General features: G+C 43.9%; 20 protein-coding genes and 1 tRNA gene. 12 read left to right on the forward strand and 9 right to left on the reverse strand.

The window, feature by feature from the left end; translation table 11 throughout:
- Positions 1-215 precede the first annotated feature (215 nt).
- Positions 216-1,151 carry a ribokinase gene (gene rbsK / locus B1A85_RS06840; protein ID WP_104546113.1) on the reverse strand — a complete coding sequence of 312 codons (936 nt, stop codon included), beginning with the start codon at positions 1,149-1,151 and terminating at the stop codon, positions 216-218.
- A 135-nt stretch (positions 1,152-1,286) separates the two neighbouring features.
- Here rbsK and xylB (B1A85_RS06845) point away from each other — a divergent pair, with 135 nt between their 5' ends.
- From xylB (B1A85_RS06845) to B1A85_RS06870, 6 genes are all read left to right on the forward strand, one after another.
- Positions 1,287-2,774, forward strand: coding sequence for a xylulokinase (gene xylB, locus B1A85_RS06845; RefSeq protein WP_104546325.1), 1,488 nt, complete (start codon positions 1,287-1,289; stop codon positions 2,772-2,774).
- A gap of 601 nt (positions 2,775-3,375) precedes the next feature.
- Entirely contained in the window at positions 3,376-4,356 is a 981-nt protein-coding gene (locus B1A85_RS06850; RefSeq protein WP_104546326.1) for an ABC transporter substrate-binding protein, read from the forward strand.
- A gap of 103 nt (positions 4,357-4,459) precedes the next feature.
- Positions 4,460-5,983, forward strand: a complete 1,524-nt coding sequence (locus B1A85_RS06855; RefSeq protein ID WP_104546114.1) for a sugar ABC transporter ATP-binding protein — start codon at positions 4,460-4,462, stop codon at positions 5,981-5,983.
- Complete coding sequence (locus B1A85_RS06860) at positions 5,980-6,981, forward strand: ribose ABC transporter permease (protein ID WP_104546115.1); 1,002 nt, start codon at positions 5,980-5,982, stop codon at positions 6,979-6,981. The genes B1A85_RS06855 and B1A85_RS06860 overlap by 4 nt, the downstream gene beginning before the upstream one ends.
- 4 nt (positions 6,982-6,985) lie before the next feature.
- Positions 6,986-8,440, forward strand: coding sequence for a xylulokinase (xylB, locus tag B1A85_RS06865; RefSeq protein WP_104546116.1), 1,455 nt, complete (start codon positions 6,986-6,988; stop codon positions 8,438-8,440).
- A gap of 142 nt (positions 8,441-8,582) precedes the next feature.
- Entirely contained in the window at positions 8,583-9,653 is a 1,071-nt protein-coding gene (locus tag B1A85_RS06870) for a type I phosphomannose isomerase catalytic subunit (RefSeq protein ID WP_104546117.1), read from the forward strand.
- 466 nt (positions 9,654-10,119) lie between these two features.
- Here B1A85_RS06870 and B1A85_RS06875 read toward each other — a convergent pair whose 3' ends face one another.
- Positions 10,120-11,403, reverse strand: coding sequence for an aspartate aminotransferase family protein (locus B1A85_RS06875; RefSeq protein WP_104546118.1), 1,284 nt, complete (start codon positions 11,401-11,403; stop codon positions 10,120-10,122).
- 291 nt (positions 11,404-11,694) lie between these two features.
- Between B1A85_RS06875 and B1A85_RS06880 the strand changes: the two genes are divergently transcribed.
- A complete protein-coding gene (locus B1A85_RS06880; RefSeq protein ID WP_104546327.1) occupies positions 11,695-13,260 on the forward strand; it encodes a sodium:proton antiporter in 1,566 nt (521 codons plus the stop codon).
- Positions 13,261-13,323: 63 nt separating this feature from the next.
- Here the strand turns inward: B1A85_RS06880 and B1A85_RS06885 are convergent, their stop codons facing one another.
- Positions 13,324-13,887, reverse strand: a complete 564-nt coding sequence (locus tag B1A85_RS06885) for a DUF3124 domain-containing protein (protein ID WP_104546119.1) — start codon at positions 13,885-13,887, stop codon at positions 13,324-13,326.
- A 2-nt stretch (positions 13,888-13,889) separates the two neighbouring features.
- The gene (locus B1A85_RS06890) at positions 13,890-14,564 is read right to left on the reverse strand and encodes a TrkA family potassium uptake protein (protein WP_104546120.1); all 675 of its coding nucleotides are present in this window, start codon (positions 14,562-14,564) and stop codon (positions 13,890-13,892) included.
- A 275-nt stretch (positions 14,565-14,839) separates the two neighbouring features.
- Between B1A85_RS06890 and B1A85_RS06895 the strand changes: the two genes are divergently transcribed.
- Together B1A85_RS06895 and B1A85_RS06900 are read left to right on the forward strand one after the other, a co-directional pair.
- On the forward strand, positions 14,840-15,922 hold the full coding sequence (locus B1A85_RS06895; RefSeq protein ID WP_104546121.1) for a TrkA family potassium uptake protein: 1,083 nt from the start codon (positions 14,840-14,842) through the stop codon (positions 15,920-15,922).
- Positions 15,923-16,082: 160 nt separating this feature from the next.
- Positions 16,083-16,307: a DUF1816 domain-containing protein gene (locus B1A85_RS06900; protein WP_104546122.1), complete on the forward strand. Its 225-nt coding sequence runs from the start codon at positions 16,083-16,085 to the stop codon at positions 16,305-16,307.
- On the opposite strand, the gene B1A85_RS06905 is transcribed toward B1A85_RS06900, so the two are convergent.
- A tRNA-Ala gene (locus B1A85_RS06905) sits at positions 16,299-16,371 on the reverse strand. The two genes, B1A85_RS06900 and B1A85_RS06905, sit on opposite strands and share 9 nt — an antisense overlap.
- A 101-nt stretch (positions 16,372-16,472) precedes the next feature.
- Between B1A85_RS06905 and B1A85_RS06910 the strand changes: the two genes are divergently transcribed.
- Positions 16,473-17,378 carry a rhodanese-related sulfurtransferase gene (locus tag B1A85_RS06910; RefSeq protein WP_104546123.1) on the forward strand — a complete coding sequence of 302 codons (906 nt, stop codon included), beginning with the start codon at positions 16,473-16,475 and terminating at the stop codon, positions 17,376-17,378.
- Between the two features lie 58 nt (positions 17,379-17,436).
- On the opposite strand, the gene B1A85_RS06915 is transcribed toward B1A85_RS06910, so the two are convergent.
- The 4 genes from B1A85_RS06915 to B1A85_RS06930 form a co-directional block, all read right to left on the reverse strand.
- Positions 17,437-18,117 carry a class I SAM-dependent methyltransferase gene (locus B1A85_RS06915; protein WP_104546124.1) on the reverse strand — a complete coding sequence of 227 codons (681 nt, stop codon included), beginning with the start codon at positions 18,115-18,117 and terminating at the stop codon, positions 17,437-17,439.
- Between the two features lie 178 nt (positions 18,118-18,295).
- A complete protein-coding gene (locus B1A85_RS06920) occupies positions 18,296-18,502 on the reverse strand; it encodes a glycogen debranching protein (RefSeq protein ID WP_104546125.1) in 207 nt (68 codons plus the stop codon).
- Positions 18,503-18,607: 105 nt separating this feature from the next.
- The gene (locus B1A85_RS06925) at positions 18,608-19,123 is read right to left on the reverse strand and encodes a GNAT family N-acetyltransferase (protein WP_104546126.1); all 516 of its coding nucleotides are present in this window, start codon (positions 19,121-19,123) and stop codon (positions 18,608-18,610) included.
- Between the two features lie 130 nt (positions 19,124-19,253).
- Positions 19,254-20,405: an RpoD/SigA family RNA polymerase sigma factor gene (locus tag B1A85_RS06930; RefSeq protein ID WP_104546127.1), complete on the reverse strand. Its 1,152-nt coding sequence runs from the start codon at positions 20,403-20,405 to the stop codon at positions 19,254-19,256.
- Positions 20,406-21,097: 692 nt separating this feature from the next.
- Between B1A85_RS06930 and priA the strand changes: the two genes are divergently transcribed.
- Positions 21,098-23,614: a primosomal protein N' gene (priA, locus tag B1A85_RS06935; protein ID WP_104546128.1), complete on the forward strand. Its 2,517-nt coding sequence runs from the start codon at positions 21,098-21,100 to the stop codon at positions 23,612-23,614.
- A gap of 321 nt (positions 23,615-23,935) precedes the next feature.
- Entirely contained in the window at positions 23,936-24,277 is a 342-nt protein-coding gene (locus B1A85_RS06940) for a GNAT family N-acetyltransferase (protein ID WP_146087144.1), read from the forward strand.
- Positions 24,278-24,322 lie beyond the last annotated feature (45 nt).

The following is a 24,322-nucleotide window of genomic DNA, read 5'->3' on the forward strand; positions in this document are numbered from 1 at the left end:
ACTCTTTTAATCACAACAAGAACGGTAAAATCTGGTATGATTCACGACTCTATGTAGGGGCGGGTCTAGTAAATCTATCAGCGACTTGTAGCCATTTTGGTAGATACCCCTAGGTCGCTTCACAGATCAAAACCGTATGGTGCCACACTATAAATCTTGTAGATTTGTTGCATCTACCATAAGTAGGGACAATCATCGCCTAAACGAATGATGAACTATCTTGGTGGTTGATGTTCTTGAAGAAAAGCTTCAACTCTTTGGCGTGTAGGTAATGAAGATTGTGCGCCCGATTTAGTCGCTGAAAGTGCCCCAGTTGCCGCACCCCATGTGACGGCTTCGCGTAGCGAATATCCTTGAGATAAGGCAGCGGCTAGCCCACCGTTAAAGGCATCTCCTGCGGCAACGGTATCTACGGCTTTTACAGAAAAAGCAGGAATAAAAAAGCTATCATCCACAGTTGCACAAAAAACGCCCTTAGCACCTAGTTTGATAATTGCTGTCTTAATACCACGTTGTTGCAGTAATAATGCAGCTTTTTCAGCACTTTCAGGAGTGTTGACGGCAAAATGAACTAATTGTTCTGCTTCTACTGCATTCGGCGTGATGATATCGACTAGCGAATATAGTTCTGATGGTAACTCAGTAGGTGCTGGTGCAGGGTCTAGAATAACTTTCACGCCTGCTTGTTGGGCGGCTTGTGCAGCTTTTTGTACAGCAGAAAGCGGAATTTCTAGCTGTAACAGTAGGATGGATGCTGTTGGTAGCAGTGGGGTTAGACGTTCGACATCTTCTTCACCTACATTTCCATTTGCACCAGAAATCACAACAATATGATTTTCGGCGTTGTCGTCTACAGCAATAATCGCAACTCCTGAAGTTGTTGACAGATCGATATAGACATTGTCAGTTTGGACGCGATCGCTTTGCAAATTTTGTAGTAATTCCTGCCCAAATTGATCGTTCCCTACACGTCCTACAATTGCCGTAGGAACTTCTAACCGCGCCGCTGCTACTGCTTGATTTGCACCTTTTCCGCCAGGTACAGTTGTAAAACTATGTCCTTGTAAAGTTTCGCCAGGAATAGGTAAGTGCGGAACTTTGGCAACCAAGTCCATATTGATACTACCGAAGACAAGGACACGGGAATTCATAAGTTGTTAATTGTAAGTTGTGCATACTTGTACTGTTTCACTTTGAGGTTGCTATAAGTAATTATTTGTAGTTCTTTGATGAAATAGTATTAGTTGCTGCTGCTTTATTTAGTACATAGCGCAATTCAAGAACAAATGACTTTAAATTTACATAAAAATAATGCTGTTGCGATCGGAATCGATCTTGGAACCAGCGGGGTGCGGGTTGTTGCAGTTAATCTTCAAGGTGCGATCGCCGCCCAAGCAACGCGTAACTATCCGTTACTCACGCCGTATCCTGGATGGACAGAACAAAACCCTAATGATTGGATTGAGGCTAGTTTTCAAGCTTTGACTGAGGTAGTTCAGCAATTAGAACATTCCCAGATTGTGGGTTTAGGTCTATCGGGACAAATGCATGGGATGGTTCCGCTTGATGCAGCAGGAGATGTCATTCGACCAGCAATTTTGTGGAACGATCAGCGTACTGGTAAAGCGGTGACGACGATTGAAACGATTGTTCCTCGCCAAGAATTGATTCAACGTACTGGTAACCCAGCAATTACAGGCTTTCAATTACCAAAAGTTGTGTGGTTGCGTGACTCAGAACCGCAGGCGTTTAGTCGGATGCGTCATGTAGTGTTACCGAAAGATTATTTGGGATACGTGTTGACGGGGGAACTTGCGACAGAACCTTCGGATGCTTCGGGTGTGGGGTGTTTAAATTTAGGCGATCGCACTTGGGATTTGGATATTCTCACGGCACTTGATATTAAGGCAAATCTGTTTCCCCAAGTTATGGCATCGACTGCAATTATTGGCAAATTAAAACCGGAAGTTGCCAGGATCACAGGTTTACCCGCAGGTTTACCAATTATTGCAGGTGGGGGTGACAACGCAGCGGCGGCGATTGGCTTAGGAATCTCTAGTACAAATTGCGATCGCGGTAGTCTCAGTCTTGGCACTTCGGGAGTGATTTTTGTCCCTTTGGCACAACCTATTCCGGAACCAGAAGGACGAATTCATCTATTTTGTCACGCTGATGGTGGCTATCATTTGTTGGGTGTCACATTGGCGGCGAGTGGATCTCTGCGTTGGTATCGCGATACTTTTTTTCCAAACTCTAGCTATGATGAGTTGACAAAGTGGGCAAGTAATGCCGATCCTGGATCGGGTGGCGTGATATTTTTACCGCATTTGGCAGGCGAACGCAGTCCTTTTCTTGATTCTGAGGCGCGTGGTGCGTGGCTGAATTTGTCTTTAGCGCATAGTAAAGCAGAAATGACGCGGGCGGTTCTCGAAGGCGTTGCGTATAGTTTGCGTGCAGCGTTTGATGTGATGCAGGAGATTACCCCAATTCGCGAACTTGTTGCTACGGGTGGTGGTTCGCGATCGCCACTTTGGTTACAAATTATTACGGACGTGCTTGGTATCAATCTTGCAAAGCCGATACTAGCTGAAGGTGCAGCATACGGTGCAGCGTTACTTGCATTAGTTGGTTGCGATGTTTATCCCGATCTAGAAGCCTTGTTTCAGATTTTGCCTGCAATTGAAGAATACACTCAACCAGCTTCGCATTCAGCTTATGCTGAAGGATTTCATCGCTTTAGTGCTATTTACGCTGCGCTCAAAGGTGTTAGCTAATAAGCAAATCTAACCATTTTATTGCTATCTACTCACTACCTTTACTTACTATTTGAATTGTTGGCGATCGTTTTAATTGAGTACAAGTAAAACTATTCTTGCTTAAAGTTTTATTTGTGTTGCTATTTATTAATATTAAGTCGCACTATTGTTGAGATATATTAAGGGATTATTTTACTAATTTTTGTGCTAAATTTATTAGTCCCTAGGATATAAGCTGACAGATGGATGTAAAGTAGAAGCCTTGGGGATCATAATTTACAGATGGAGAGTCAATAAGATAAAAGCCTGCAAAAAGAATAAAACGAGCAAACTACATACATTTTTTCATAACTTTTTATCTGTTTTAGTCATAAAAATTAATCTTTGCAGAAGTAGCATCATTGCCTTAAGCTACGTTGCACTTTGATAGAACAGCGGGGCTTGAAGAAGAAACAAAATACAAAAACTAAAGCAGAATTAAAAGCATAAAAAATGTAAACAAGTAAAGCTTGTAACGCTGACAAGATAAATTGCTATGCAATTGTTTTTTGGCAATTTGATTCAGTGATAGCAGGTCAATGATTCTGACTCGTCCATACATGATTTGGTGGAGACAGAAGTGAAAAAAGTAGCGATCGCATTTGGTCTTTTAGGTTTAGTCAGTAGTGCGCTTGTCGGTTGTAACCAGCAAGCGAATCAGGGAGGCACTCAGACGAGTGGTCAAGGTGGTACGCTTAGCTCGGTAGGCGTAACAGTAGGCGATTTAGGTAATCCCTTCTTTGTCCAAATTGGTCGCGGTGCGGAAGCCGAAGCGCAAAAAATTGGCGGGGGAAATGTCAGGACAACAGTTGTGTCAAGTGGGTACGACTTGAACCAACAACTCAACCAAATGGAAAACTTTGTCGCCTCTGGTACTGACTTAATATTACTCAACGCTGCGGATAGTAAAGGCATTGCCCCAGCAGTTATAAACGCGAAACGGGCAGGAATTCCAGTAGTTGCTGTTGATGTAGACGCAGAAGGTGGAGTTGATGCGACAGTGACGTCAAACAACGTACAAGCTGGTGAAGTTAGTTGTCAGTATATTGCAGACCGCTTGAATGGTCAGGGTAATGTTGTTATTATCAATGGACCACCTGTTACCGCTGTAATTGACCGCGTACGGGGTTGCGAGCAAGTTTTTGCGAAATATCCAGGTATCAACGTGCTTTCGCGCGATCAAAACGCTGAAGGTAGCCGCGATGGTGGATTGCGCGTCATGAGCGACTTACTCACTTCCTTCCCCAGAATTGATGCTGTGTTCGCAATTAACGACCCAACAGGCATTGGTGCTGAACTTGCAGCCATACAGGCAAAACGCAATGAATTTTTCATTGTTGGTGTTGATGGCGCGCCTGAAGCAAAACAAGCAATTGAACGCGAAGGCAGCTTATTTGTTGCTACAGCAGCACAAGATCCTTTTACCATGGCAGCACGGGCAGTGCAAATTGGTAACGATATTCGTCAAGGCAATCCACCCGCAGAGACAACGGTTTTGATTCCAGTATCATTAATTACCCGCGATAACGTCGCTGAGTACCAAGGTTGGACAACAAACTAGCAGAGGTTAGGAGTTAGAGGACAGTATTAAAAGTTACATCAATTAATGCTGTCTTACTCCTGCGGTCTTGAGTAATTCCAAATCTCACATCTCAAAATCCAAAATGGTAGTAGCAACGAAGACACCAATATTAGAAATGCAGGGAATTGGCAAGGAGTTTCACGGCGTACCTGCATTGCAGAATGTAGATTTGCAGATTTTTCCTGGAGAAATTCATGCTTTGATGGGTGAGAATGGCGCCGGAAAAAGTACGCTGATGAAAATTCTAGCTGGGGCGTATGCTGCGGATTCAGGTGAAATTCGGATTGACGGTCAACCAGTACGAATTCACAATCCTAGTGACGCGCGGCGAGTCGGAATTGCAATTATTTACCAGGAATTAAACTTAGCACCAAATTTGAGTGTTGCTGAGAATATTTTTATGGGAAGTGAAATTACCAAAGGCGGTGCATTTCTCGACCAAGAACAAATGCAGCAAGAAGCTGCTAGGGTTTTAGAAACTTTAGGCGCAAGTTTTGGACCTAGTACGCTAGTTTCGAGTCTTTCTATTGCCGAACAGCAACAAGTTGAAATCGCGCGTGCCTTAAAAGATCAAAGCCGCATTCTGATTATGGACGAACCAACGGCGGCACTTTCGGATCGCGAGACAGAACGATTGTTTCAGATTGTACGGCGCTTGCGCGATGATGGCATTGCGATTATTTATATTAGCCACCGCATGGATGAGATTTATGCGTTAGCAGATCGCATTAGCGTGCTGCGCGACGGAGAATACATTGGCAGTTTGCTGCACAGCGAAATCTCTGCGGAAAAGTTGATTCAAATGATGGTGGGCAGACCACTACAAGATTTGTATCAACGTCAGCCATCGCCGCGCGGGCGTGTTGTTTTGGAAGTGACAAATTTAAGCGACGGGCGCAAGGTGCAACCAGCAAGTTTGCAACTGCATGCAGGCGAAATTGTGGGTTTGTCAGGGTTAGTGGGTGCTGGCAGAACAGAGTTAGCACGGTTGATTTTTGGGGCTGATGCGAGTGTGAGTGGGGAAGTTGTTTTAGAAGGACGCAAACTAAAGATTTCTAGCCCAGCTGATGCGATTCGCGCGGGGATTGGTTATGTCCCAGAAGATCGCAAAGACCAAGGTTTGTTTCTAGAGATGAGTTCGCGTAAGAATATCACGATGAATGTCTTCGGGCGCGAATCAAAAGCTGGCGTCGTTAATTGGAAAGCTATCGGTGATATTGCCGCAAAAGCAGTCGATAATCTGCGGATTCGCCTTGCTAGCTTATCGATTAGGGCGATGGACCTTTCTGGCGGTAATCAACAAAAGTTACTCTTGGCGCGGTGGTTAGCAATTAATCCCAAGGTGTTATTACTTGACGAACCAACACGCGGGGTAGATATTGGCGCAAAGAACGAGATTTATCACATTATTGCCGCACTAGCAGCGCAGGGAGTTGCAGTTTTGATGATCTCAAGCGAATTACCCGAAATTATTGGCATGAGCGATCGCGTATTGGTGATGCGCGAAGGTGTTTTAGTCGGCGAACTGGATAACTCTCCTGGTCAAGAAATTACGCAAGAAAACATTATGACGCATGCAACAGGCGCAGCAGAGGTAGCACGATGAAGCAAATGCAACTTAAACCAGCAAGAAGTAGAAGCAATCGCGATCGCACTCGCAAACGCAATCGAGTCGGTAATTTAATTCAAGTTGCTGGTATTCTGCCGATTCTTATTATTATTTGTATTTTATTCGCGTTTCTTACCCCTAACTTTCTCACATTAGGTAATTTAATCAACGTTGTTCGTCAAGCATCGATTAATATCGTGCTAGCAACAGGAATGACGTTTGTCATTTTAACGGGTGGAATTGACCTATCAGTGGGTGCCATCTTAGCTGTCTGTGCGGTTGTCTCTGTTGTTATTTCACTTCTTCCAGGGTTTAGCGTACTTGCTGTACCAGCAGCCTTAGCTGTAGGGTTACTTTTAGGTATACTCAATGGTGCGCTGATTGCGTATTTAGATCTGCCGCCGTTTATCGTAACGCTGGGTGGATTGACTGGATTGCGCGGTGTGGCGTATTTATTAGCAAACGGCACAACAGTTATTAATCCTAATTTAAATTTTGCTTGGATTGGCAATGATTACATCGGACCAATTCCTTGGTTAGTGATTATTGCATTATTAACTGTCTTAGTCAGTTGGTTTATTTTGCGTCGCACTGTTCTTGGGGTGCAAATTTATGCGGTAGGTGGTAACGCCCGTGCTGCGCGATTGACGGGTATTAAAGTGAGTTATGTTCTGTTATTTGTCTACGGCGTCAGTGGTTTGCTTTCCGGTTTGGCTGGCGTTATGAGTGCGAGTCGTCTTTACAGTGCAACCGGAATCTTAGGTACAGGTTACGAACTTGATGCGATCGCCGCCGTTATTCTTGGAGGAACGAGTTTTGCCGGTGGCGTTGGGACAATTATCGGTACTTTAATCGGTGCTTTGATTATTGCTACGCTGAATAATGGCTTGACGCTGTTGAATATTTCATTCTTCTGGCAATTAGTCGTGAAAGGTTTAGTAATCATAACCGCCGTCATCATCGACCGCTTGCGGACGCGTTCTCGAAGTCGCTAGAAACATGCTACTTGGCATCGATCTCGGTACTAGTTCGGTGAAAGCATTACTGCTAGACACTAATGGCACTGTCGTTAGGGAAGCTACTTGTGCGTATGCGGTGCAAGCACCACAGCCAGGATGGGCGGAAACTGACCCCGAACAGTGGTGGAATGCTGTTGCGATCGCCGTCAAAAATGCGGTGAAAAATCCTCAAGACGTACAAGCGATCGCACTTTCTGGGCAAATGCATGGCGTTGTGTTAACTGATAGCGAAGGTACGCCGTTACGTCCGGCGATTCTCTGGGCAGATACGCGGTCGAGTGAAATGCTACGAGAATATAATGCCCTCGATTCTCAGCTTCGCAGCAAGCTGGCAAATCCCATCGCCGCAGGTATGGCAGGAGCAAGTTTATTGTGGTTACGTCAATACGAACCTGAAACTTATGCAAAGGCGCGGTGGGTACTGCAACCAAAAGACTGGTTACGCCTGCGTCTGACAGGGAAAGTCGCTGCTGAACCTTCAGATGCGTCGGGAACGTTGCTTTATGATGTTGTCTCCGATTGCTGGGCGCTGGATGTCATTGCTGCCTTAAAACTACGTTGTGACTGGCTACCTGAACTTTTACCATCAAGTAGTAGCATTGCTGGAAATTTAACTTCAGAAGCTAGTGCACATCTTGGGCTAATTGTCAATACCCCAGTAATTGCAGGTGCAGCCGATACCGCAGCAGCTGCTTTGGGTAATGGCTCGATCGAACCAGGAACCGTACAACTCACAGTAGGCTCTGCGGCACAAATTATAACACCGCGTTTGCAACCAATTGTCGATCCTTATGGTCGTACGCATCTGTATCGCGCTGCGCTACCTCATCAATGGTACACATTAGCAGCGATTCAAAATGCGGGACTCGCGTTAGAGTGGGTAAAAGGCGTCTTAGGCTACAGTTGGAAACAAGTATATGCCGAGGCGTTTGCAGTTCCTCCAGGGTGTGCAGGTTTGACGTTCTTACCGTATTTAACAGGCGATCGCACTCCGCACCTCGATCCACACGCACGCGGCGCTTGGGTAGGATTAGGGCTACATCATACTCGCGCGCACATGATGCGGGCTGCTTTAGAAGGAGTTGCGTTTAGTTTAAAGCAAGGTTTAGAGGCGATTATCGCAACGGATGTCACCGTGACTCAATTGCGTTTAGCTGGCGGTGGAACTTTAGAACCTGTCTGGCAACAATTACTCGCTGATGTTTTACAAGTTCCACTTTACACGACAACAATTGCAGCAGCTTCAGCACGCGGCGCGGCAATTTTAGCAGGGATAGGTATTGGCGTATTTCAAGATGCGATCGCCACACAAACTACTATGAGCGTAACAACACCAAATAATCCAGATTCCTCTTTAGAAGCAGCTTGGCAACGCTATCAATCATTGTATCCATCGTTACATCAATGGCATCATTTATCTCAACAACCAGATTGAGCAGTCGAGTGAAAATAAACGATCAAAGCTGGTAATTGGTGATTGGGAATTGGTTATTGAAATCTTGAAGCTATTACCCATTACCGATTACCCATTACCCCTAGATGACCTTTAATTAAACTGACCCATTGAGGAGATTGAGATGAATTGGTATCCGATTAAATTAACAACGCACATTCGCAAGTATGCATTTGGTGAAAGAGCGATCGCAGATAAACTTGGCAAGCAAAACTTACCCTCAGAAGGTGTCATTGCCGAAACTTGGGAAATTAGCGACTATCAAGATACAACCGGAACTGTCACCAACGGTGCATTTGCAGGTCGCACACTCCACGATTTAGTGAGCGAGTATCCTGACGAACTTGTTGGGAGCGGTTGGCGCGGTCCACACTTTCCGATTCTCGAAAAATTTCTCGACGCTTCGCATATGCTACCAGTGCATCTTCATGCAGATGATGAAACAGCAAAGCGCGTGTATAAAGAACCCAATGGTAAAACCGAAGCTTGGCATATTGTCTGGGCTGCGCCTGGTGCAACTGTATTAGCAGGGCTTAAAGCCGAGTTTTCGCGCGAACAACTCTTTGATGCTTTTGTTGCGCAAGATTACGACTCGGTGATGGTGCGACATCCGATTCAGACCGGAGATACCGTTTACGTTCCCGCAGGAATTATCCACTCATTTGGTCCTGATGCCTTGGTATTTGAAATTCAACAAACATCCGATTTAGGAAACTCGGTGATGCCTACCGATTTGTATGGTAAGCCATTGAGTCAAGAAGAATGGCACGCAAATATTAACAAAGTATTAGATGAACTGCGATCGCACTACCAACCCTATCCCAATTCAGGCTTAGAACTGCAACAGGGCGCGAACCGTCGTATTTTCTGTTGTGCAGGACCATATTTTGCACTAGAACGCTTGTTAATTAACGAATCGTACACCGAACCATCGCATCCACATCGCTGCATTACACTAACAAACGTTGGCGATCCGGTACAACTAGAGTTTAGCGGAGGAACTGAACAATTAGGACGTGCGGAGTCATGTATTTTACCCGCAGCTATTGGAGAAGTGCATATTATCCCTGATGACAGTGCGACTTTGATTGCTGGTTATGTTCCTGATTTACAACGAGATGCGATCGCACCTTTACGCGCTGCTGGTTATGCAGAGGAACAAATTAAAAGTTTAGGTGATATCGCACTGGGGTAAGCTGTTGGTTCAAGAAATACACTGCGTCATGCGATGTGACTCAATTAAGTCGCGGTATATGCTATCGCAGTTTTGAAGCAAGTAGGATTGCCCGAGAAGTTAGTGTAACCCACTTTTTGCCCTATTTCTAGAACGCTAAGCCGATTGTATTCGAGAAGCGATCGCGCTTATTCCAGACGTAACTATACAAATATCTAAACGCTATATTGTAATAAATACTTGGCGAAAACCAAACTTTAGTTATTAGTTATAGTCATTTAAACCAAATTGTCGTCCTAAATCGACGATTGTCTGCATTTTACGAGAGAATATCTTTACGATCGCCCCTACCCTTGGCGCTGTGCTGTAGGAGCATACTGTGGAATTTCGTACGTTTATTGTTTGAGAAATTCTAGAACGGGATAATATCATTCAACTTAGAAAAATAATGGGCAATCAGTTCTCCAATTACCCATTATCTATTGCACTAAACAACTACAGCTGCCATGACTTTTTCCAAAATTTGCAATGCTGTATCAATTTCTTGTGCTGAGACAATCAATGGCGGTACGAAACGAATGACTTTTGATCCTGCGGGGACGAGTAGCAATCCTTCCGCGATCGCTGCTTTAACAACATCTGCAGAAGTTAATCGAATATCTGCCTTGAGTTCCATACCATTGATTAAACCCCAGCCGCGTACCTCGGTGATATATTCGGGATACTTCGCTGCGATCGCGCGTAAACCTTCGCGGAGTTGTTCGCCGCGCTGTTGGACATTTTCTAATATATTTTCGCGTTCTAGCGTTTCGCAGACAGTGAGTGCAGTTGCACATGCAAACGGATTACCACCAAACGTACTGGCATGATCTCCTGGCTGGAATAAATTGCAGAAGGCTTTGCACATTACTGCACCAATCGGGATACCACCGCCCAAGCCTTTCGCACTCGTAAAGATATCCGGCTCAATATCTAGGTTTTCATAGCCCCAGTATTTACCACTACGCCCCATTCCCACTTGAACTTCATCAAGGATTAATAAAATTCCTGTTTCATCGCACATCCGGCGGATTTCCTGGAAATAAGCTTTGTCGCCTGGGCGTACACCACCTTCACCTTGGAGAGGTTCGAGAAGAATAGCAGCAACAGCGCGATCGCCTTCATCAAGTTCTGAAATTGCGGTTTCGATTGCCTTGATATCGTTGTACGGTACGTAATGAAAACCAGGAACAAGCGGGCTAAAGTCTTTTTGATACTTCGGTTGTCCTGTCGCGGTAATTGTTGCAAGCGTCCGCCCGTGAAAACTTGAATGCGCCGTCAAAATAATCGGCTGATCGATCTTTAGCACCTGATGCGCGTATTTCCGTGCTAATTTAATTGCACCTTCGTTTGCTTCCGCACCAGAATTGCAGAAAAAGACGCGATCGGCACATGAATGCTCAATCAGCCACTTAGCAAGTTGCGCTTGTTCGGGAATGTAGTACAAGTTAGAAACATGATGCAGCTTTTGAATTTGCTGTGTCACAGTTTCCACCATTGCAGGGTGTGCGTGTCCTAGGGTACAAGTCGCGATTCCGGCAACAAAATCAAGATATTCTCTACCTTGAGTATCCCAAACCCGACAGCCTGCTCCACGATCTAAAGCCAAGGGGAACCGCCCGTAAGTTGTCATCACGCTCTGATCGAAGCTTTCAGCATCGTATGGAGCAGATAATACAGCTCCTGCTTCGGCTGGTATTGCTGGATCTTGAATAAGTGTTTCTATACTCACTCGTTACTCCTCAAAATTTTTAATTACTTGCCAGCTTAATCAAATTCTGCAAAATCTTTTGTCGCATCTGAATCAGATTGTAAAGGGGTGAGGAGCGAGGAGCAGAAAGCGAGAGGCAAGAGCAATATAACTTAAAGGTTGATAGCCATTAGCGATTAGCAATTACCTATTACCCATTACCCATCAACTGATCTCAAAAAGTCGTATGGGCGCGCGTGATACTATTTATTGATCGTAATAGCTTTGTGGTTTGGCTTGGCTACGCATTATATACCAATTCAGGAGACCGTTTTGCAGCCTCCAGGAAGTGTTGCTGAATTAGTCGTTGGGCTAATTATCCTGTTATTAGTTGCAACTGGCGTTGCTTTATTGTCGCGTCGATTGCGCGTTTCTTATGTCACTGGCTTAGTTTTAGCCGGACTCGTTTTCACCGAAATTTTACCGCGCCAGTTTGGGTTAGATCCGGCATTAGTTTTAAATCTGTTCTTGCCAATTCTCATCTTTGAAGCGGGGATTAATACTGATATTAGCCGTTTGAGAAGTACGTTTAAGGCGATCGCACTTTTGGCAGGTCCTGGAACGATGATTTCAGCAGGTATAATCGCCATTTTGCTGAGATTTGGACTGGAATTAGCTTGGATACCCGCTTTACTTGCGGGAGTCATGCTCGCCAATACAGATACTGTCTCGGTTTTGGCTGTATTTAAAGAAACTCCCGTACCTTCGCGTTTGTCTACGATTGTCGAAGGAGAAACGCTATTCAATGATGCGGTAGCACTGGTTTTATTTAACTTAATTTTGAGTGCCTACGCAACGGGTTCGTTCACGTTTCTGGGAGGACTTCAACAATTAGTTGTTGTTTCCGTAGGTGGTATCGTTGTTGGATTAGTCTTGGGATACCTCAGCGTTGGTTTATTTAATCGTCTAGACGATCCTCTCAGCAGTATTCTCCTCACGGTGGCTGTCGCGTTGGGAACGTTTCAAGCTGGACAGTTTTTAAATGTATCGGGGGCGGTAGCAGTCGTCGTTGCGGGATTGATTTTTGGCAATGTTGGACTGTCGCGGAGTATTTCGGCTTCTAGCCGCATCACTTTGTTAAGTTTTTGGGAATACGCAGGTTTTGGCGTCAACACGTTTATTTTTCTGTTGATTGGGGTCGAGATTAACCTGACTATTTTTTGGCAAACTTTACCTGGCGTGCTTTTAGCCGTTTTAGCTTTTCAAGCTGGACGATTGCTCACAGTGTATCCGCTACTCGCAATTGTCAAATGGTTTGACCGTCCAGTACCACTACGCTGGCAACACGTATTATTTTTTGGCAATATTAAAGGATCGCTTTCAATGGCGTTACCTCTAAGTTTACCGTTTGCCTTGCCTGAACGCGAACAACTTATTGCATTAGTGTTCGGTGCTGTCTTTGTCTCGCTGATCGTTCAAGCCACAAGTTTATCGTGGATTGTCAAACGTTTAAAAATTGCTCAAGTATCTTCTTCTCAACAGCAAGTTGAGGAGTTACAAGCCCAACTTATGACAGCTAAAGCTGCGCAAGATGAGTTAGAAACTTTACTCAAAGGAGGAGTTTTACCCAAAGCAATTTATGAAGAACTCCGCGCAGCGTATCAAGTGCGTGTTGCTGGCGCAGAAAAAGCTTTGCGCGATTTGTATAATCGCCGTCCCGATCAGTTTGCAATTACTGGTAACGACCATACTAAACTTGATGCGATTCGCCGCCGCTTGCTATTGGCAGAAAAAGGAACGTTGAATGAAGCACTACGCAAACGCATTCTTTCTGAAGAAGTTGTCCGAGAACGCTTGAAAATAATTGACGAACAGTTATTAAGGCTCGAAGATGATTAATGAAGAAGTCAGGGTGAGGGGTAAAAGATTGATCGCCAATCACTAGCTACTAGTCACCAGCCACTAAGGCACTGACGAGCAAGTATGATTAGTTTGATTTTGAATGACTTTACCAGGACTGATAAAAGAAATTCCTTGTTGAAAACCGGTTCCGATCGCCACTGCTTCAATAATCGGTTCAGAAACGCTTGTTTGCGCTACCCAATCGACAATAAAGTTTGCGCCTAAACCACCACTATTGTCTGATGTAGTAATAAAAAAGTCGGTAGAAGCTAAGGCTGCAAGTTGGATAGGACGCTCTAAATACTGCCGAATCAGCTGACCCTCTGAGTCATAGTAGCGCACGCAGGTGATGATGATTGGGTTAGCTAAATCGGTATTGCGAACACTTAAAGTTGTCGCTAAGTTGAAAAGTCGTTTTTGATCCTCATAATATATGTAGGAATAAACGGGGACATAAAGTGTTTGACCAGTTACTATTTGAGAATTTTCATCTAAAGTGACTTGCTGCGGTTGAGTAGCTAGCTGGCTGGCGATTTGTCCTGGAGGTGTCGTTGCGGGTGAAGTACACGCACTCAGAACAATTATGATGGCAGGTGCCAACCAACGAAGTATCAGCTGAGACATTACTAGCAGCCTTCTATAAAATCAATGACTTGATGTAAAGATCCTGGTTTGGTCACAATCAGTACAGTAGAACCAGGTTCGAGGACAGTACTGCCATTAGGAATCTTCAAGTCTTCGTGCGGATGTGGTTGATAGCCAATGATCAACGATCCTCCAGGAAAGCGCGGATCTTGTGCCACTTCTGCAACGCTTCTTCCTGCAACATTACAGCGTTCGGGTATAGGAAGCTTTAAAACCTCGATTTGTCCTTGCTCAAAATGCATCATTGATTCAATTTGCGGATACTCAATAGCATTAACCATCGTGGAAACCGCAAGATCGACGGTACTGATAATGTGACTAGCTCCTGCATAGCGCAGTGGTTCAGCAAAATCGCGATGGCGCATCCGTGTCAGAATGTGAGGAACGCCGTAGTGTTTAGCAAGCGTGACCATCGCTAAATTTAAGGCATCATGTCTTAAAACCGCAGCTACCGAATCAGCTTTGCGAATTCCGGCTTCTAATAAAACTTCGGTACTCACGGCGCTACCTTCAAATGCCATCACTCCTACTTGTTCGCGCGCGTAGCGACAAGCTGTAGGATCGATATCAATTACTGCAACAGTATGACCGAGTTCAATGAGTCTTTGTGCCAAACTTAGCCCAACAAGTCCCGCGCCGCCAATGAGTACGTACATTACTCTTGTTTAATTTAAGCTTTCAGTTTTACTTTACTGTATTCGTAAAGTTGAGCCATTACTATCGTATTGTGTCTGGATCAAAATCGCTATACTAATACCGTTTGGCAGAAAGATGTGGGCGAATTGCTGCAGAATTCGTTAAAAAACATCTTATCTTGTATGGATGCGGGTGCGAATTTATTCGCCGTAAATAAACAAAGTCCGCGCAGGTGGATCTCCGTTTTTCAGTTTAAATAAGTATACGGCTCGATGACGTAGAGAGTGCAGGTAATGTGTTTAGTTCGCAAGCAGAATTTGAGCAGAAATATCGACGTATTCGGCGGGAACTCACCTTATCTATCATTGGGCTTGGGGTTGTTGTCCTAGTTGGTACCCTCTGGTACTGGTTGGTTGAGGGTTGGTCGTGGATAGATGCGGCGTATATGACAGTGATTACGCTAGCAACGGTTGGTTATGGCGAAACACGTCCATTGGGCGATCGCGGTCGCTTGTTTACTATCACTTTGATTATCATGGGAGTATTGAGTATTGGCTACATCGTTAATCGATTTACCGATGCTCTAGTTCAAGGCTACTTCCAAACTGGTTTTCAACTGCGGCAACAGCGACAATTGATTGACTCTTTATCAGATCATTATATTCTGTGTGGTTTTGGGCGGACAGGTCGGCAAATTGCTTTAGAGTTTGCAACTGAGGCAATTCCTTTTGTCACAATTGACTCGGATCCAGAATCAGTACAAGCTGCGCAGCAACTAGGTTACACTGTCGTCGAAGGTGACGCTACGCTTGATGAAGTGTTACTCAAAGTTGGTGTCGAACGCGCTACTTGTCTCGTATCTGCACTTCCTTCGGATGCTGAAAATCTTTATACTGTTATTTCCGCAAAAGCACTGAATCCGCAAATTCGCGCGATCGCCCGCGCAAGCACCCAAGAAGCACTCCAAAAACTGCAACGCGCTGGGGCAGACGCAGTGGTATCTCCTTATATTACAGGCGGTAGACGTATGGCAGCCGCAGCCCTTCGACCGCAAGTGATGGATTTTGTCGATGGCATCCTCACGGGTGCAGGTCGCGAATTATACATGGAAGAAGTGCGCCTCGATCCTAAGACTTGTCCGTGTATTGGTCAAAGTTTAGGTGCAGCTCGATTGCGATCGCGAACAGGAGCTTTAGTTCTCGCGATCCGTCGTAACGATGGTACGCTGATTGGTGGTCCAACAGCTGATACGCAACTCATGGCAGGAGACTTACTTATTTGTATGGGAACCGCCGAACAACTACGACGCCTCAACCAAATTCTTGGACCAATTAGTTCTAAACTTCCCCGTCCGCCTAAGCCGCCTAAGCATAATTAAATATTTTTTGCCTTTACTGGTTAATTTTAAGTTAAATACACCTTAATCACTCTATTTCCGTCTTTTGGCAGTCAGTAGCGGCTGCTAACCGTAGTAGATTAAGTATTGTTACAATTTCTCTAATTCATTTTTACGCTTACTGGGAAGTTATTGATTAAAAATGGAAAAAGCTGCTACAGATTGGTGGGTGGAAATCACCACAATTTCACCGCGCTGTGTTTATTATTTTGGACCATTTGCAACTATTGACGAAGCTAAAGCAGCTTATTCTGGATATATAAAAGACCTTGATAGCGAGGGTGCAAAAGGAATTATTGTTATCATTCAACGCTGTCAGCCAAAAGAACTGACGATTTGTGAAGAGGATAGTATGTTATGGAGGTAAGCGGACTCGAACCGCTGACATCCTGCTTGCAAAGCAGGCGCTCTACCAACTGAGCTATACCCCCGATTTGAAAAATGGCTTGATTTCCTCGCCTTTGCTATTGTAACTATAGATTCAAATTAAATCAAGTACTTTGTTGAGCAAATTTCAACAATTGTCAGGACAATGACCCAAATTGTTGCAACGTTCTATAAATTTGTCAGTTTGCCAGACGCGGTGGAAATACAAGCACCTTTGTTGTCTTACTGCTTATCACACAACGTCAAGGGAACAATTCTGCTTGCACCGGAAGGAATTAACGGTACAATTGCCGCTACACGCGATCGCATTGATGCAGTTTTAGCATTTCTCCGCGCCAATCCTCGTTTTGCTGATTTAGAGCATAAAGAATCTACCGCAGATGCGCCACCCTTTGAGCGCATGAAGGTACGTCTTAAAAAAGAAATCGTGACGCTAGGAGTGCCAGAAGTCGATCCCAATCAAAGAGTAGGAATTTATGTATCGCCGCAAGAATGGAATGCTTTAATTAGCGATCCGGAAGTGACTGTGATTGATACTCGCAACGATTACGAGGTGGAGATTGGTAGTTTTAAAGGCGCGCAAAATCCGCAGACGCGATCGTTCCGTGAATTTCCTGAATACGTTCGTCAACATCTCGATCCAAGCCAGCACAAAAAAGTTGCGATGTTTTGTACAGGGGGAATTCGCTGCGAAAAAGCTTCCTCGTTTTTATTATCCCAGGGTTTCGCCGAAGTTTATCATCTTAAAGGCGGCATCTTAAAGTATTTGGAAGAAGTTCCATCTGCAGAGAGTTTGTGGGAAGGCGAGTGTTTTGTCTTTGACGAAAGAGTTGCGGTAACTCACGATTTAGAAATTGGTTCGTATGATATGTGTCGTAGTTGCGGACATCCAATTTCTAAAGCGGATAAGGTATCGCCACACTACGAAGAAGGCATTTCGTGTCCCTACTGTTTTGCGGATCTCACCGAAGAAAAACGCAAACGTCAACAAGAAAAACAAAAACAGATCGAGTTAGCTAAGAACAAAACGAATGTTATTACCTCAAACTGAAGTGGCTAGTGATTAGCACAATTACTAGCTAGTTACTAGCGCTTTATAGTCTGTTTACTCAACCAGAGACGACGTGAGGACGTTTCCATGCCAAAGTTAATCCATCACCGATGGGAACTAAGCTGATAGCGACGCGCGTATCTTGATGCAGTTTTTGATTAAAAGCGCGGATTTTATTTGTGCGATTATCCTGCACGTAGGGATCGGCGACTCTTCCTGACCACAATACATTATCAACTGCAATTAAGCCACCAGGGCGAATTAATTTTAATGCAAGCTCGTAGTAAGTATCGTAGTTGCTTTTATCGGCATCAATCAAAGCAAAATCAAAGGTATTTGCTTCACCTGCGGTAAGTAGTTGGTTTAAGGTATCTTGAGCGGGTGCGATGTGCAACTCAATTTTGTCTGCAACACCAGCTTTGTGCCACCAGTGACGCGCGATTTTTGTATATTCTTCGCTGATATCGCACGCGATAACTTTACCTGTAGGTGGTAAGACTAGCGCTACAGACAGCGCGCTATAACCTGTAAATACCCCGATATCGAGGGTTTTTTTGGCTTGCATTAATTGCACAAGTAACGCAATAAATTGCCCTTGTTCTGGAGCAATTTGCATATTGCCCATTGGATGTTTTGCAGTTTCCTGTCGCAGCTGCGTTAATATTTCTGCTTCATGCAAAGAAATCGATCGCATGTAGCTGTAAAGCTGTTCGTCGAGTTTTAATGTTTGAACGCCCATTTGGCTTTTGCTTGCAGGAAGATAATCAATAGGGGCTATTGAGAAAGCAGAAAATAGAAGATAAGCCTTTATCAATTAAGTTTAAGTGCTTGCAACTATGAAGGGTAGAGTCAGGCAGTCTAGTCTACAACTTTGTACTAGTTATCCTCTAGCTTCTGCTTCTCTTGAGCGATCGAGTTTAATCAAGTTTGAGGGCATTGACTGGAACTTCATCCCACGACTCAACTGTACGTATGCGCGCGATCCAACCAGCTGCTTTTTGCGCATCAGTTAAGTTACGCTCGTACGACGCATGACATTCATTTGCTTGTTCTTCATTAGCGCAAGCAATACAAGCATGAATCATACCTGAAGGATCGATTTGTTCGTTTACCCAGATTTTCATCAGATGGCTCCTCCACTTTGAAAAGCAATGATTAGAACCTGCTAATTGTATAGCTTACTGCTTTGCAAAGTTATCAATTATAAATTTTAAATTATGAATCAATTCTCAAAAATCTGACATCTCAGTATTGGCGATTGATGCGATCGCTTCTCCAGTGACGCGACAAATGCGCCAGTCGGGTAAAACCGCTGCTCCCATACGACGATAGAATGCGATCGCCGGTTCATTCCAATCCAATACACTCCACTCTAGCCGTCCACAACCCCGTTCTACAGCAAGTTGTGCTAAGTATTTGATCAAGGCTTTACCTATCCCTTGGCGCCGGTATTCTGGAAGAACAAATAAGTCTTCTAAGTAAATTCCTGGTTGCGTCAGAAAAGTTGAGTAGTTGTGAAAGAACAATGCAAAACCCACTGCTTGACCTTTGACTTCAGCAATAATAGCTTCTACGTACGGTTGGGCACTAAACAAATGCTCGCGCAAAGCTTCTGCACTACCCGTTACGGCATGCGATAATTTTTCATACTCAGCAAGTGCTTGAATTAAAGAAAACAGCACCGATACATCGTTGGGAGTGGCAGGGCGTAAGTTGAGTTCAGAACTGAGCGCGCGAATAGACACAGTAAATGGATAAAATTTATAAACTATAGAACATTAGGCACAAAGGAGACAATTCTCCCTGATACCCAATGCTTATATTACTTTGTCCTAGCACGACTTGAGTTAGCTAGTAGCTAAATACTCATTGCTTTTAAAATAGCCATCCTCTTAAGCGTTTGGCAATTTGAGGGCGACGTAGCTTGCGCATTGCTTTACTTTGAATTTGGCGGACTCTTTCGCGTGAAAGATTAAAGATACTGCCAACTTCTTCTAAAGTGCACGGTTCACTTGTAATCAAGCCATAGCGAAGCGAGATGACATCTTTCTCTCTGGGGGTTAAAACATCTCCTAAAACGTCCCAAATTTCCTGACGCATCATAGTTTCGCTCATTTGTTGCTCTGGAGATTGGCTGTCTTCGTCTTCTAGCAAATCTACTAATTCTGTATCTTCTTCTTTGCCTACGCGGTGATTTAAAGAAAGTGATTTACGTCGTAGTTGTAGCAATTGACGCAAATGTTCTCCTGAAATTTCCAGGGCTTGCGCAAGTTCTGTTTCTGAAGGATTGCGTTGCAGTTTTTGTTTAAGTTCGCGCTGTGCTTTTTTAAGTTTGTTGAGTTTTTCTACAATATGAATTGGCAGTCGAATTGTTCGAGCATCGTTGGCGATCGCGCGGGTAATTGCTTGCCTAATCCACCAATAAGCATAAGTAGAAAATTTGTATCCTTTATCAGGGTCGAATTTTTCTGCTGCGCGATTTAACCCCATTGCACCTTCTTGAATTAAATCCAAGAAAGGCAAACCTCGGTTTAGATATCGCTTGGCAATTGACACGACTAAACGTAAATTGGAGCGAATCATTTTTCGCTTTGCCACGCGACCTTGATACAATCGATGTTCCAACTGACGCTCAGACATCCCTAATAAAGTTGCTACTTCAGCTTTATTGGGCTGGCGATTTATCTCTGCTTGCAAGCGCTGCTGTATTTCCTCAATTTCTATGATGAACTTGACGCGTCTTGCTAGTTCTACTTCTTCCTCTGGTTTAAGTAAAGGGTAGCGTGCCATTTCTTTGAAAAAAGCACCTACAGCATCGTCAGATTTTGTTTTTTCATAACCTGAAGGTCTTGCCGCAGCTAATTCTTCTTTATCTTCTACTTCTATATTCTGCTCTATTGGCGATAGAGCTGAGGCTACTGCTGCTAAATTTTCTAGAGTTGGTTCTTCTGTATCAGCACTGTTAATATCACTATCTGTTGCTGTTGTTAACAGAGACTCAATTGCGTCTAATTCAGCAATGTTCATACTTAATATTAGGTTCAAAACTGACAAATGATTGGCTTGCTAATCTTGAGAAAGACAATGTTTTTCCTAGAGGAAAAGTATCTACTATCGTTCGTTCATGTTGAATTGTTTTTATCCATTAATTAAACTTTTCCCTCTCTCATTGCTGGTGCTGATTTTAATATTTATATTTTTAACTGTTTTTCCTGGTGGCAAATCTCCTCTATTTAGGTTAACAAATTTATTTCTTTTTGTTTTTTAAAATTAATAAAATTGAGTATTTTTTATAAGTAATAAATTATAAATACTTACAATTCACTTCGAGCCTAAACTTGAATATTTTTATGAAAGTAAAACCAACACCCGTTTCTGGTTAAGATGCGCTACTAGCATGCATACTTAACTTGTAAATCCTCTAGAAATTAAGGAGGAGTTATTATTTTTTCTCTACTCTGAAGTCAGAATCTCACATTCAGCGCTTATTTGTTGTCTACCAATAGGGAGAAAATGCTTGGCAAAATATTTACGCTGTCGGACTGAAAATATGTATACTATCTAACATAAAAACTTTGTATGAAATTTTAGTATATTAGAATACATTTATATAGGAATTGGTAGCTGGGCAAAGTGCTACTGATTGTGCCATCAATACTCAAGCGATCGCCCTTTTAGCTTATCAGTAGAAAATTTTTAATAGATTTAAATTTAAGCGTATGTATCTTCCTGATGTGGAATCCACAGTCGTAGCGGCAGAAGCAAGAGTTCCTTTTCAATTATCCTCGCGTTGGATTGAAGTATTAGTAGACTGCCCAGGAGTACAAGGTATTTATACTTATAGATTACCAGCAGAGTTAGACATACAACCAGGAGATATTTTGAGCGTACCATTTGGTACATCTCAAGTAGGAGCGATCGCGATTCGTTTATTATCACAGCCACCAGTCGATTTAGCTCAAGACAAAATCAAAGAAGTGACAGATATTGTCTGTGCAGGTTTTTTTCCGAGTGGATATTGGCAGTTACTCAATCGGATTGCTGAGTATTACTACACGCCTTTGATGCAAGTGATTCGAGTTGCTTTACCGCCAGGGTTACTCGGGCGATCGCAGCGACGCATTCGGCTAGTTAAAAACACAAATTCTTCTTCACCTCAATTCTTAACTCCCGCCGCGCGACAAATTCTCGAACTATTGCAAGCACAAAGCCAAGGAGATTACAGCTTTACCCACATCCAACGTCATGTCAAAGGCGCGTATCGGGGAGTACGCGAATTATTGCGATCGCACTTGGTAGAAAGTTACTTAGAACCGCCTCGACTGTCTAAACCAAAGCAACAAAAAGCTGTGACTCTCGTAGAAACTGGGTTAGCAAGCGATATCACTTCCCGCCAGCGCGAAATTTTAGAAGTATTGCGACGTCGTGGTGGAGATATGTGGTTAAGTGAATTGTTGCAGATTTGCAGTACGAGTTCTGCAACGCTCAAAGTATTAGAACAAAAAGGTTATATCGTTATCCAAGAGCGCGAAGTTTTACGCATCGAAAGCAATGCAGTTGCAAAAGACCAGCCTAAAACTTTAACACCAGCGCAGTTGCAGGCTCTAGAAACAATTACCCAATTAAATGGCTACTCGCAAGTTTTGTTGCATGGAGTGACAGGATCGGGAAAAACTGAAATTTATTTACAGGCGATCGCGCCATTACTGAATCACGGTAAATCTGCGTTAGTTCTCGTTCCCGAAATTGGATTGACACCACAATTAACAGATCGTTTCCGCGCGCGTTTTGGGAATAGAGTTTGTGTCTATCACAGTGCGTTATCCGATGGCGAACGTTACGACACCTGGCGACAAATGCTTGTAGGCGAACCACAAGTCGTTATTGGCACGCGTTCGGCAGTATTTGCTCCTTTGCCCCATTTAGGCTTAATTATCCTGGATGAAGAACACGATAGCAGCTTCAAACAAGACCAACCGATACCTACCTATCACGCGCGTACTGTAGCCACCTGGCGTGCTGAATTAGAAAACTGTCCCATAGTCTTAGGTTCCGCTACCCCTTCCCTAGAAACTTGGGTAGAAGTAAGGAGTGAGAAGACAAAAGGATCGGAGAAATCAACTCCAATTACCCATTACCCATTACCCATTACCCATTACCTCTCCCTCCCCGAACGCATTCGATCGCGCCCGCTTCCTCCAGTGGAAGTTGTGGATATGCGCCAAGAGTTGCAGCAGGGAAACCGTTCTATTTTTAGCCGATCGCTCCAAGGCGCTTTACAGCAGTTACAAGAACGCGAACAACAGGGAATCTTATTTATTCACCGTCGGGGACACAGTACGTTTGTTTCGTGTCGTAGTTGCGGATACGTGATTGAGTGTCCGCATTGTGATGTCTCGCTGGCGTATCACCAAACTGAGGAAAAAGCGCCAGAAATTTTGCGATGTCATTACTGCAATTATGCACAGTCGCATCCGCGCCATTGTCCTGAATGCGGTTCGCCTTACTTGAAGTTTTTCGGTAGTGGAACGCAGCGAGTTGCGCAAGAGTTAACGAGACAGTTTCCCCAATTACGGATAATTCGGTTTGATAGTGACACAACTCGTACTAAAGGCGCACATCGTACCCTATTAACACGGTTTGCAAATCGAGAAGCTGATTTGTTAGTAGGAACGCAAATGCTAACGAAAGGACTCGATTTACCGCAAGTTACCTTAGTTGGCGTTGTTGCTGCGGATGGATTGCTGCATCTTGCCGATTATCGCGCTGCCGAACGTGCGTTTCAAACCTTGACACAAGTCGCAGGTCGTGCTGGTCGGGGGGAAGATCCAGGAAGAGTCATTTTACAAACGTATTCTCCAGAACATCCTGTCATTCAAGCAGTACAGCAACACGCTTACGAAACCTTTACCGAGGCTGAATTAGCACAACGCGCTGCCCTCAATTATCCACCCTATGGAAGATTAATTTTGTTGCGTTTGAGTAGCACTGATCCAGTTACGGTAGAAAATACAGCCCAGCAGGTCGCGACGCAGTTAAATAGTCTTTCAGCGTGTGAAGTTTTAGGACCTGCACCCGCGAGTGTCTTTCGAGTTTCTAACCGCTACCGTTGGCAAATTCTACTGAAGTTTACACCGGATGCACAGCTTGAATTACCTGATTGGGAAGATGTGCGATCGCACATTCCATCGTCAGTCAGTCTCACCATCGATGTCGATCCACTAAATTTTATATAAAACCCTGTTTATGAGCGTTTAGAGGAACGAGATATTCCCATCCAAATCTTACAGCTTCTTTTGGAGACACCAGAGCAAATTTTTGTACAAAAAGACGGAACTTAGATCTTGCACCGATGACAGCACCCGCCTGTGAATTAATTCACAGTCTCATAGCCCAAGTCGGATGAATCCGACTGAAAGATCGTTTTTAGTCTACTTCAGTAGACTTTTGCTATTAGTGGAATTAATTCCACGACGGGTCTGGATGCCTCAAGGATACTGCAAGATCTGAGCGGAACAAAAGTTTATCAGTCAAGGTTTCTAGCAACGAACGGTCAAATGATAATTGAACGTATTTCAAAGCTTTCTGTAGGGTATGTTATTCTTGCAGGATTAGAAAATCTACATCACAGTATTGAACTACGCCGCCTTGTGATTCAAGATAAAGGTGAAGGATACGGCACGGCTGCTTTACGCTTAATCAAAAAATTGGCTTTTGAGGAACTTCATGCGCATCGACTGTGGTTGGATGTTAAACATTTTAACTATGTAGCGCGGCGATTGTACGAAAACGAGAGTTTTGTTGTTGAAGGAATTTTACGCGAGTGTCTTAAAATTGGCGATCGCTTTGAGACTTTAGTTTTAATGTCGATGCTACAAAGCGAGTACCAGGCAAATTAAGTTAAGACTATTTCACATACGTGATGATTATTCACCCCAAGAATT

The sequence above is a fragment of the Chroococcidiopsis sp. TS-821 genome (genome assembly GCF_002939305.1).
In the GTDB taxonomy this organism is placed as follows: Bacteria; Cyanobacteriota; Cyanobacteriia; order Cyanobacteriales; family Chroococcidiopsidaceae; genus Chroogloeocystis.